The sequence below is a fragment of the Nonomuraea sp. K271 genome (assembly GCF_009908215.1).
Lineage (GTDB): Bacteria > Actinomycetota > Actinomycetes > Streptosporangiales > Streptosporangiaceae > Nonomuraea > Nonomuraea longispora.
The window spans coordinates 1-10,874 of sequence record NZ_JAAAHR010000242.1 but is presented as its reverse complement, the minus strand read 5'-3'; the positions used below and the strand labels follow the sequence as shown (position 1 = coordinate 10,874).

Below are 10,874 nucleotides of genomic sequence, written 5' to 3'. Positions count from 1 at the left end.
GGGCGGGCGCGGGCTGGCTGGGCGTGATCAGGGGCAGCGTGTCCGTGGTGCTCGCCCTGGGCCCGGTGCAGTGGTTCCTGGCCGGGCCGCTGAAGAGGTTGTCGGCCAAGCGGCGCGTCATGCCGACGATGGCCGCCCTGGGCATCACGGCGGTGCTGCTGGCGGTGTTCGGGCTGCTGTTCGCCTCGGCGGACGCGGTGTTCGCCACCTACCTGCGGCGGGTGATGACCGCGCCGGAGTGGGCGGAGTCGGCGCCGTTGCGGGTCTTCCTCTTCGTCCTGTTCGCCGTGCTGCTGGCCGCCGTGGTGCTGGTGGCGCTCAGGCCGGTGAACGATCCCATGGGGCCGCGCGAGAAGTTCAGGGTGAGCACGAGCATCTGGCTGGTGCCGCTCACGGCGGTGAACCTGTTGTTCGCGTCGTTCGTGGCGGTGCAGATCACCGCGCTGTTCGGGGGCGACGCCTGGGTGCTGGAGACGGCGGGGCTGAGCTACGCGGAGTATGCCCGGCAGGGGTTCTTCCAGCTGGTCGTGGTCAGCGTGTTCGTGCTGGGCATCGTGGCCGTGGCCGGCGGGCTGCTGAAGGCGGAGCGGCGCGAGCGCTGGATGCTGGCGGGGCTGCTCGCGATGTTGTGCGGGCTGACGATGGTGGTGCTGGTCTCGGCGCTGCACCGGATGAACCTCTATACCGACGCCTACGGCCTGTCCAGGCTGCGGCTGTCGGTGCAGGCCACGGTCTGGTGGCTGGGGGCGCTGTTCACGCTGGTGCTGCTGGCCGGGGCGGTACGGTTCGCGGGGCGCGACTCCGGCTGGCTGCCGCGCACGGTCGTGCTGGTGACCGGGATCGGCCTGGCGGCGTTCGCCGTCGTGAACCCCGACCTGCGGGTCGCGTACTCGCAGGTGGAGGTGCGCGGGGTCACCAACCTCGACTCCGACTACCTGGGCGATCTCGGCGCGGAGGCGGTGCCGGCCCTGGACCGGCTGCCCGAGCCGCAGCGCAGCTGCGTGCTCGCCGACGTGGTCGAGGCCAACGGGCTGGACCGCCCCGACCCGTGGAACGGCTGGAACCTGGCCCGCTCGCAGGCCCGTGACCTGCTGGCCGAACATCCGGTCAACCCGTCGTTGGAGTGCGGACGGAGGCCGTACCGCGGCTCTGATTGAATCCTTGGGTGAGGTTCGACGTAGTCATCAGCGGCGGCAGGGTGCTCGACGGCACGGGCGCCCCGCCGTTCCGCGCGGACGTGGCGGTGGCCGGCGACAGGATCGCGGCGGTGGGCCGGCTGGACGGCGCGCAGGCCGAGACGGTGATCGACGCGGCGGGCCGGTTCGTCGCGCCCGGTTTCGTGGACTGTCACGCCCACGGCGACGCGGTCGTCTTCGATCCGGTCGTGCAGAGGGCGGCGCTGCGGCAGGGGGTGACGACGTTCGTGCTCGGGCAGGACGGCCTGTCCTTCGCGCCCGGCTCGGCCGCGACCGTCGCCTACGCCGCCCGCTATTTCGCCGCCGTCAACGGGCCCCTGCGGGGCGGGGCGCCGCGGGAGGGGCCGCTGACCGTGGGGGAGCTGCTCGACGGCTACGACCGCGCGGTGGCGTTGAACACCGCCTACCTCCTGCCGCACGGCACCATCCGCTACGACGTCATGGGCCCGTCGTCCGCTCCCGCCTCGTCCGGCGACGTCGCGGCGATGGTGCGGCACGTCGAGCGCGGGCTCTCGGAGGGCGCGGCCGGCCTGTCGAGCGGGCTCGAATACCTGCCGGGCGGCTACGCCTCGGCCGAGGAACTGGCCGCGTTGTGCGCTCCGCTCGGCGGCCTCCCCTACGTCACCCACATGCGCGCCTACGGCACGGAAGCCGGGGTCGGCATGGCGGAGGTGGTGGACATCGCCCGGCGCTCCGGCGCGGCCGTGCACGTCTCCCACCTCCACGGTCCCGCGGACGTGCTGCTGCCGCTGGTCGAGCGGGCGCTCGGCGAGGGCGTCGACCTGACCTTCGACACCTACCCCTACCTGCGCGGCAACACGATTCTGGCCATGGTCGTGCTGCCGCCGTCGGTGCCCGGCGCCGAGACCGACCGCGCCCTGGAGATGATCGGCTCCGACGGGCTCGACGACTGGTGGCCGACGCTGGCGGACACCTGGCCGAGGCTGACCGTCTCGCACGCGCCGGGGCTGGAGTGGGCGGAGGGCCTGACCATCGTGGCGGCGGCCGAGCGGGCGGGGCTGGAGCCGGCCGCGTTCTGCCGCCGCCTCCTGGCAGAGACGCGGCTGGAGGCGGGCGTGGTGTCCGCCCGCCCCGACGAGGGCCCTGAGGGCGAGGAGTCCGTACGCCGCGTGTTGCGTCATCCGTCGCAGACCGGCGGCTCCGACGGGATTTATGTGGGCGGTCATCCGCATCCGCGGGGGTTCGGGGCGTTCGCCCGGTTCCTTGGCCGGCATGTCAGGGAGCTCGGCGACTGGACGTGGGAGCAGGCCGCGGTGCACCTGGCCGCGCATCCGGCCCGGCGGTTCGGGCTGACCGACCGGGGAATTTTGCGGGGCGGGTTCGCGGCCGACGTGGTGGTGTTCGACCCCGACACGGTGGCCGACCTGGCGACGTACGACGCTCCGCGCACGCTCGCGTCCGGCGTGGACGACGTGCTCGTGTCGGGGGCGCGCGTGCTGGCCGGGGGAGAGTTGACCGGCGCCACGCCGGGGCGTGCGCTGCGGCCGTGACCCCGGCCGGGCCTTGCCGGAAATGTCAGGATTCAGGATATCGTCGGACGCCGAAGGAAAGGGGCCTCGTGCAGGAGACGCTCGGGCGGTCGATCTTCGAAGGAACGCTCGGTTTCCCGCTCATGGTGGTGCGCCAGGACGCGCTCGCACACAACGTGGCGACGATGGCGGCCTTCGCCCGCGACCACGGCCTTGAGCTGGCGCCGCACGCCAAGACGCACATGTCCGCCGAGATCGCCGCGCTCCAGCTCCGGGCGGGCGCCTGGGGGCTGACCGTCGCGACGCCGCGCCAGGCCCGCGCGGCCAGGAAGTTCGGCGCGGACCGGATCATGGCCGCCAACCAGGTCGTCGACCCGGCAGGGCTGGCCTGGGCGGCCGGAGAGCTGGAGCGTGATCCCTCGTTCGAGTTCCTGAGCTTCGCCGACTCCGTGGCCGGGATCGGCATCCTGGCCCGCCACGCGGGGTCGCGGCCGTTCCGGGTGCTGGTGGAGCTGGGGCACGAAGGCGGCCGCGCCGGATGCCGTTCGCTGGACGACCTGCTGGCGGTGGTGGCCTGCGCGCAGGAGACGCCCGGGGTCGAACCGGTGGGGGTCGCGGGTTACGAGGGCGCGCTCAAGACCGCCGACGACGTACGGAAATATCTGGACGCGTTGCGGGAGGCGGTCGAATACCTCCGCGTCCGCCACCCGATCCTGACCGTGGGCGGCAGCCAGTGGTTCGACGTGATCGGGCGCGAGCTCGTCGCCACCCAGGCCCGCATCCTGCTGCGCAGCGGCGCCTACGTCACGCACGACGACGGCTACTACCGCGAGCGCACGCCGTTCAACCGCATGGCGGGCGAGCTGCGGCCGGCGCTGGAGGTGTGGGCGCACGTGCTCTCCACACCCGAGCCGGGGCTGGCGGTCGTCGGCATGGGCAAGCGGGACGCGCCGTACGACGAAGGGCTGCCCGTCGCGCGGCGCGCGGGCGTCACCGTCACGAAGATGCAGGACCAGCACGCCCTGGTGCGCGGCGACGGGCTGGAGGTCGGTGACCTGCTGGCGTTCGGCATCTCGCACCCGTGCACCGCGTTCGACAAGTGGCGCGAGCTGCCTCTGGTGGACCAGGACTACCGTGTCGTGGGCACGATACACACCGACTTCTAGGGAGAGATCGTGAAGAAGGAGCTCAGGACCACCGAGGGCGCCGCCCCGATCGGCGCCTACTCCCAGGGCCTCGTGGTGGGCGACTTCGTCTACACCTCCGGCATGGGGCCGATCGACCCGCAGACCGGTGAGGTCGACGGCGACGACGTCGCCACCCAGACCCACCGCGTCATGCGCAACCTCGGCGCCATCCTCGCCGCGCACGGCCTCGGCTTCGACGACGTGGTCAAGGCCACGGTCCACCTGCAGCACCTCAAGCGCGACTTCGCCGCGTACAACGAGGTGTACAAGTCCTACTTCAACCCGCCCTTCCCCGTACGCACCACCGTGGGCTCCGAGCTGATGGACATCCTCGTGGAGATCGACTTCGTCGCTCACAAGAGCGCTTAAGGTCTGCTTGTGGACAGTTCGGTGTACGCCTTCGTCGAGGACCTTCGCGGCGAGGGCGTCGAGCGGGTGCTCGACAGGATCAGCGCGTACGGCGTGCGCGGCGTCACCGTCGGCGCCGTGCACCACGCCTCCCGCGACGTCACCCCGCACGGACTGTCCCGGCTGACCGTCCGCCACGACGCCGCCCACTTCACCCCGCCGCCCGACCTGTTCGCCGGGCTGCGCCTCGCTCCCGTGCCGGGCTACCAGGACGCGTTCGACGGGCTTGGCGAAGCGTGCGCGCGACGGTCCATGAAGCTCCACGGATGGACGGTCTTCCTGCGCAACGCCACGCTCGGCACCAGGCATCCGGACGTCACCGTCCGCGACTGTTTCGGCGACCGGGGCTCGCTCACCGACCTGTGTCCCGCGCACCCCGACGTACGCGACTACGCCGTCGCGCTGGCCAGGGCGGTGGCCAGGCTCGGGGTCGACAGCGTGGTGGCCGAGTCGCTGCACTTCAGGCCGCTCAAGCCGCAGCGCTCGTTCGTGCCCCTCGGGCCGATGGACACCTACCTGTTCGGGCTCTGCTTCTGCGACTACTGCATGCGCCGGGCCACCGACCTCGGCGTGAAGGCAGACGTGGCGCGCGACGAGTGCGCGAGGATCGTGGGCGGCGTGCTCGACGGCGACCCGGCGGCGCAGGGCGAGGTGACCAGGGCGGCGCTGACCGCGTACGCGGGGCCGGAGGTCGTCGCCTACGCCAGGGCCCGCTCGGAGACCGTGACCACGCTGGTGTCCGAGGTGGCCTCCGCCGTGGCGGACGAGGGGTCCAGGCTCGTGTTCGTCGACTCGACCGGCGCGGTGAAGGGCTACACCGACGGGCTGCCCACACCGGGGCTGGCCGCGCACGACGCCTGGCAACTCGGGGTCGACCTGGTGGCGCTGGGCGACCTGGTGCCCGCCTTCGGTGTGCTGGCCTACGCGCGCGACGCGGCCAGGGTGGCCGACGACGTGGGAGCCTACCTGCGGTCCGTGGGCAAGGACCGCGAGGTGCGCGCCGTGTTGCGGCCTGGCCACCCCGACAGCGACTCGGCCGACCGGCTGGTGGCCAAGGCCAGGGGCGCCAGGGCGGCGGGCGCGCTCGCGGTCGACTTTTACGCGTACGGGCTGGCGCCCCACCCCGTACTCGACCGCATCCCGGCCGCCCTGTCGTTGTGAAGCCGCGTCATCGTCTCCCGGCGAACGCGGTGGCCACTCCCAGACCGAGGTAGACGACGCCGCTGACGTACCTGAGCGTCCTCGCCCTTTGGCGCAGCCGGTGGCCGAGTGCGCCGGCGGCGAACGCGTACACGATGTCCGACACCAGCCCCAGGCACAGCGCCGTCAGCCCGAACACCATCACCTGGAGGGTCGGCGAGCCCGCGTCGGGCTGGACGAACTGCGGCAGGAACGCCAGGAAGAACAGCGCCACCTTGGGGTTGAGCACGTTGACCAGCACGCCTTCGAGGAACACCTTGGGCAGCGGTTGCCGCGCCGGCGCCCCCGTCTCGGCGTCCTTGCCCGTGAACGCGCGGATGCCCAGGTAGACGAGGTAGGCGACGCCCGCCCACTTGACGATCGCGAAGAGCGTCGCCGACTGCGAGATCACGTACGACAGGCCGGCGGCCGCGGCCGCGATGTGCACGAGTGTGCCGATCTCGACGCCGAGGGCGCTGGCCAGGCCCGCCGCCCGGCCCTGGGCCAGGCCTCTGGCGGTGATGTAGAGGTGGTTCGGCCCCGGGATGAGGATGAGGGCGAGCGAGGCGGTCACGAAGAGCGCGTACGTTGATGGAGGGATCACAAAAAGGCAGCGTAAGATGCATATGGTAGGGAGATCAGGGCCAATCGGAGGCCATTTCCCCGGACCAATGCAGGGTCGGAGGAGCGTGGCATCGTTTCTGGCATGAAAGGTCTCCTCGTCGGGCGCTCCGCTGAGCTGTCCCGGCTCGTGCGGGTGGTGCGGTCGGCCGCAGAGGGCACGGCAGGCGTCGCCCTCGTCGGCGGCGACGCTGGCATCGGCAAGACGCGACTGGTCTCCGAGCTGGTCGCCGACGCTCGCGCGCGAGGTTTCCACGTGCTGGCCGGCCAGTGCGCCGAGCTGGGCGACGCCCTGCCCTACCTGCCGCTGGCCGACGCGCTGCGCGGCGCCGAGCCGGCGGTCCGCGAGGCCGCCGCCGCCCATCCGATGCTGGGCCGGCTGCTCCCGGGCAGGGAGAGCGCGGATTCGGCCGGGCTCACCCAGCAGCGGTTGTTCGGCTCGCTGCTCGGGCTGCTGGCCGACGTGCAGCCGGTGCTGTTCGTGATCGAGGATCTGCACTGGGCAGACCGGTCCACCCGCGATGTGCTGGTGTTCCTCAGCCGCATGGTGCAGACCGAGCGGGTCTGCGTCGTCGGCACCTACCGCACCGACGACCTGCACCGCCGTCATCCGCTGCGGTCGGTGCTGGCAGAGATGAGGCGGCTGCCGACGGTGACGCACGTCGAGCTGGGGCCGCTGAGCGTGGGCGACATGTCCGACTATGTGGCCACGATGGGTGAAGTGGGCGCTCAGGAGCTCGGACTCATCGTGTCCCGCGCCGACGGCAACCCGTTCTACGCGGAGGAGCTCTTCGCGGCCATGGCCGAGGGCGACGCGCTGCCCGACGAGCTGGCCGGGCTGCTCATGTCCAGGGTCGAGGTGCTGCCGGAGGCGGGGCAGCGGGTGCTGCGGGCCGCCGCCGTGGCCGGGCGCAGGGTGGAGGACGCGCTGCTGCGTGAGGTGTCCGGGCTGCCGCTGACCGAGTTCGAGGAGGCGGTGCGGGAGATCGTCTCGCGCGGGCTGCTCAGGGTCGACGGCTACGGCTACACCTTCCGTCACGCGTTGCTGCAGGAAGCCGTCTACACCGACCTGCTGCCCGGCGAGCGCACCCGGCTGCACGCCGCCTTCGCCCGGCTGCTCACCACGCCCGCCGAGCTGGCCCATCACCACCTCGCCGGCCACGACCTGGCCGGAGCGTTCACCGCCTCCGTCGAGGCGGGCCGCCAGGCCGCGCTGCTCGGTGCCCCCGCCGAGGCGCACGACCACTACGACCGGGCGCTCGGCCTGTGGGAGCGGGTCGACGGCGCGGCCGAGCTGGCCGGGGAGAGCCGGGAGGAGCTGGCGTTCCGCAGCGCTGTCATGGCGGCCGGGGCCGGCGACAACCACCGCGCGATCAGCCGGCTCAAGGCCCTGCCGCCAACGTCCGAGGTGCTCGAGCGGCTCGCCTACTACCTCTACGAAGCCGACGACCCGGAGGCCGCGATCGCGGCCGCCGAGCGCGCGGTCCAGGCCGCGCACGACGCGCCGCAGCTCGCTCGTGCCCTCGCCACCCAGGCCCGCACGCTGCTCTGGAGCCCACGCCATCGCGAGATCGAGGGCCTCACCGCCCGCGCGCTCGACGTCGCCCACGCCTGCGGGGCCAGGGACGCCGAGGCCGGGGCGCTGCTCACGCTGGCCACCCACGCCGAATACCAGGGTGACACCGACAGGGCGCACGAGCTGGTCAAGACCGTCGTCGCCGGGACCTCGGGCGACCTGGCGATGGACCTTCGCGCCCGCTTCCACCACGCCCGCATCCACTACGAGGGCGGCCTGCTCGACCACGCGGCGGAAGCGGCCGACGAAGGCATCCGCATGGCCTTCGAGACCGGCCTCAAGTGGAGCACCTACGGCACCGACCTGCGCTTCCTGCGTTTCCTCATCCACTACGTCGCGGGCGAGTGGGACCAGGCGGAGACGGTCGCGGCCGGCTTTCCCGCGCGGGTGGGCACCGTGCCCGAGGCGATCCTGTCGTCGTTCGCGCTGTTCGTCGAGGTGGGGCGCGGCCTGCCGACCGTGGAGAGCCGGCTGGGCTGGTTGCGGCCGTTCTGGTCCGACGAGCTGGCCGCATACATGTCACGGGGACTGGCCGCCGAGCACGCTTTGTGGAACGGCGACCCGCGGGCCGCGCTCGACCACGTGAACGCGGTCATGGACCGGCTGGTCGAGGGCGAGTCGGGCAACGTCCGCATGGCCGCCGTCGGGCTGTGGGCGCTGGCGGAGCTCGGCAGCACCGACGGCGCCGACGAGTTGCGCCGCCGCGCCCGTGCGGCACTCGACGCCGGCCCCACCGGCGAGGGCGGCCACCTGGGCCCCGAGGGGCGGGCGTGGGGGTGGCGCGTCGAGGCCGAATGGCACCGCGTGCACGGCCGGCTCGACGTGGACCTGTGGCGGCAGGCGGTGGAGACCTTCGACTACGGGTTCGCCTACGAGACCGCGCGTGCCCGCTGGCGGCTGGCCGAGGCGCTGCTCGCGGCGGGCGAGCGGGAGGCGGCCCAGGCGGAGTGGGACCTCGCCAGGGAGACGGCGGGCAAGCTGCGCGCCGCGCCGCTGGAGAGCGCGCTGCACGAGTTCGGGCGCAGAGCCCGCTTCGGCGGCGGCCAGGGAACCGGAGGGCTCACGGCCCGCGAGTCCGAGGTGCTGCGCCTGGTCGCGGAGGGGCTCACCAACCGGGGGATCGCGGAACGGCTGTTCATCACGCAGAAGACGGTGAGCGTGCACGTCTCCAACATCCTGGCCAAGCTGGAGGTGTCGACCCGCACCGAGGCGGCCGCCGCCGCCCACCGCCTCGGCCTTTTCGACTGACCGTCCTTACCGGGCGGATCATCGTGAGGCCTTCACCAGCAGGCCGGGTTCGCCGAAGTTGCCCGACTTGAGCAGCAGGGCGAGTCCGGATGAGGTGTGGATCCACGGGACTCCGCGTGCTGCCTCTGCGCCGATGACACCGCCGAGCACTCCGAGCGCGTTCACGACGGCGCCCGAGGTCTCGCCGCCCGCCGAGATCACGCGGGTGACACCCCGCTCGACCAGCCCTTGCGCGACGCGGCCGATCGCCGACTCCACGATCGCGGCCGACCGCTCCACCCCCAGGGCCTCCTGGACGCGGCGCAGCGCCGCGGGCTCGGCGGACGCGTGGACGAGAGGCGCGCCGGCCGCGGCGTCCAGCGTGTCGTACCAGGCCAGCGCGTCCCTGGCGAGCGACTCCGGATCCTGGTCGGCCAGCACGTCCAGGCGGTAGGCCGGCCTGCCCGCCTCGATCATCGCGGAGACCTGCTCCAGCGTACGGGCCGAGCAACTGCCCGCCAGCACCGCCGCGGCGCCCTGCGGCGCGGGGGCGGGCGCGTCCTCGCGCCCGGTCCGCGCGTGCGCCGCGGCGAGCCCTCCGGCCAGGCCGGCCGCGCCCGCGACCAGCGGCGCGTCCACCAACGCCCGGCCGGCGGTCACGAGGTCGGCGTCGTCCACGGCGTCCACGAGAGCGTAGCGCACACCCTCCGCCCGCAGCTCGGCCAGCCGCCGCCCGATCGCCCCCGCCCGGACCTGCGCCAGCGTCACGACGCCCGCCCGGTGGGCGCTCTGCCTCTCCAGCAGGCGCGGCAGGAAGGAGTCGGTCATCGGGGTCAGGGGGTGGTGGCGCATGTGCGACTCGCCGAGCAGGACGTCCCCGACGAAAAGGTAGCCGTTGTACTGCGTGCGCCCGTGCTCGGGCGAACTGGGCGTCATGGCGACCACGGGCACGTCCATGGCCTCGGCAAGGGCGTCGAGGACCGGCCCGATGTTCCCCTCGGCCGTGGAGTCGAACGTGGAGCAGTATTTGACGTACACCTGCCGGACGCCGCGCGAGCGCAGCCGGCCGAGCGCCGCCGTCGACTGCGCGACCGCGTCCGCCCTGGGGGCCGTCCGCGTCTTCAGCGCGATCACGACCGCGTCGTGCTCGGGCGGCCCGGCCGACTCCGGCGGAAGCCCGAAGAACAGCACGGTACGGATGCCACGGCGGCGCAGGGCCACCGCGACGTCGGTCGCACCGGTGAAGTCGTCCGCGATGGCGCCGATCATCGTCGCCCCGCGCCCAGGTGGGAATCGAACATGACGCTGACGTTATCGGCGCACGTCGCCGCCGCTCACCGCGGGTCGGGGCACGGCTCCGAGGCGGCCCGGCCGGTCACAGGTCGCGGAAGAGGAAGTAGTTCTTGTGGTCGGCCTGCAGGTAATGGTGGAACTTCGTGGCCTTGGCGCGGGCCGTCCTGTCGGCGGTGACGACCGTCAGGACGACGTACTTCTTGATCGCTCCTGAGCGGATCTTTCCGTAGACGAACGTGTCGAGCGCCTGGTCCCGGCGCCACTTCACGGCCTTGGCGGGGAGCTTGGCCAGGCGGGTCGCGGCGGTCTTGGCGGCGGCCTCGCTCGGGAACGCCATGATGACCTGGACCGCCTTGAGGTGCCCCGAGTAGGCCGAGTAGGCGAGTTCGACGGCGCGCTCACAGTCGTTGGCGGCCAGCTCGCCCTGCCCGTCCACGGTGTCGCAGGAGTCGTACGTCCAGCCGCCCACCTTGTCGGCGGCGAACTTCGCGCTCCCCAGGCTGAACTTCCAGTCGGGGAACTCGCCGTGCATGATCGGCGAACCGGGCTCCGGGCGGTCGGACCCGCCGGAGTCCGTGCTCGCCTCCGTGGGCTGCGAGGTGGGCTGCGAGGTGGGGTCCGACGTGGGATCCGACGTGGGGTCCTGCGGCTGCGCCGTCGGGTCGGCGGTGGGGTCGCCGGACGCGCTCGACGGGGG

Annotated in this window: 9 protein-coding genes; 6 read left to right on the top strand and 3 right to left on the bottom strand. The window is 72.9% G+C overall.

Going from position 1 to position 10,874, the window contains the following annotated elements; genetic code table 11:
- From GUY59_RS43870 to GUY59_RS43850, 5 genes are all read left to right on the top strand, one after another.
- Positions 1 to 1,157, top strand: a 1,157-nt coding sequence (locus GUY59_RS43870) for a DUF4153 domain-containing protein (RefSeq protein ID WP_161715032.1), incomplete at its 5' end; no start/stop codon positions are given.
- 8 nt (positions 1,158 to 1,165) lie between these two features.
- Positions 1,166 to 2,707, top strand: a complete 1,542-nt coding sequence (locus GUY59_RS43865) for an N-acyl-D-amino-acid deacylase family protein (protein ID WP_138208075.1) — start codon at positions 1,166 to 1,168, stop codon at positions 2,705 to 2,707.
- A gap of 68 nt (positions 2,708 to 2,775) precedes the next feature.
- Positions 2,776 to 3,852: an alanine racemase gene (locus GUY59_RS43860; protein ID WP_246064575.1), complete on the top strand. Its 1,077-nt coding sequence runs from the start codon at positions 2,776 to 2,778 to the stop codon at positions 3,850 to 3,852.
- Between the two features lie 6 nt (positions 3,853 to 3,858).
- Positions 3,859 to 4,242, top strand: a complete 384-nt coding sequence (locus tag GUY59_RS43855; RefSeq protein WP_165975130.1) for a RidA family protein — start codon at positions 3,859 to 3,861, stop codon at positions 4,240 to 4,242.
- Positions 4,243 to 4,251: 9 nt separating this feature from the next.
- Positions 4,252 to 5,442 carry a hypothetical protein gene (locus GUY59_RS43850; protein ID WP_138208076.1) on the top strand — a complete coding sequence of 397 codons (1,191 nt, stop codon included), beginning with the start codon at positions 4,252 to 4,254 and terminating at the stop codon, positions 5,440 to 5,442.
- A 7-nt stretch (positions 5,443 to 5,449) separates the two neighbouring features.
- Here GUY59_RS43850 and GUY59_RS43845 read toward each other — a convergent pair whose 3' ends face one another.
- Positions 5,450 to 6,064 carry a LysE family translocator gene (locus tag GUY59_RS43845; protein WP_138208077.1) on the bottom strand — a complete coding sequence of 205 codons (615 nt, stop codon included), beginning with the start codon at positions 6,062 to 6,064 and terminating at the stop codon, positions 5,450 to 5,452.
- 102 nt (positions 6,065 to 6,166) lie between these two features.
- Here GUY59_RS43845 and GUY59_RS51105 point away from each other — a divergent pair, with 102 nt between their 5' ends.
- Positions 6,167 to 8,905 carry an ATP-binding protein gene (locus GUY59_RS51105; RefSeq protein WP_138208078.1) on the top strand — a complete coding sequence of 913 codons (2,739 nt, stop codon included), beginning with the start codon at positions 6,167 to 6,169 and terminating at the stop codon, positions 8,903 to 8,905.
- A gap of 18 nt (positions 8,906 to 8,923) precedes the next feature.
- Here the strand turns inward: GUY59_RS51105 and otnK are convergent, their stop codons facing one another.
- Together otnK and GUY59_RS48070 are read right to left on the bottom strand one after the other, a co-directional pair.
- Positions 8,924 to 10,153 (bottom strand): 3-oxo-tetronate kinase, encoded by a 1,230-nt coding sequence (otnK, locus tag GUY59_RS43835; RefSeq protein ID WP_138208079.1) that lies wholly within the window; start codon positions 10,151 to 10,153, stop codon positions 8,924 to 8,926.
- A 106-nt stretch (positions 10,154 to 10,259) separates the two neighbouring features.
- Positions 10,260 to 10,874: PT domain-containing protein (locus GUY59_RS48070; protein WP_201762065.1), on the bottom strand; the 615-nt coding region annotated here is incomplete at its 5' end.

Coding starts and splice junctions, on each gene's coding strand:
- otnK (WP_138208079.1), bottom strand. CDS start 10,153: ATGATCGGCGCCATCGCGGACGACTTCACCGGTGCGACCGACGTCGCG.
- GUY59_RS51105 (WP_138208078.1), top strand. CDS start 6,167: ATGAAAGGTCTCCTCGTCGGGCGCTCCGCTGAGCTGTCCCGGCTCGTG.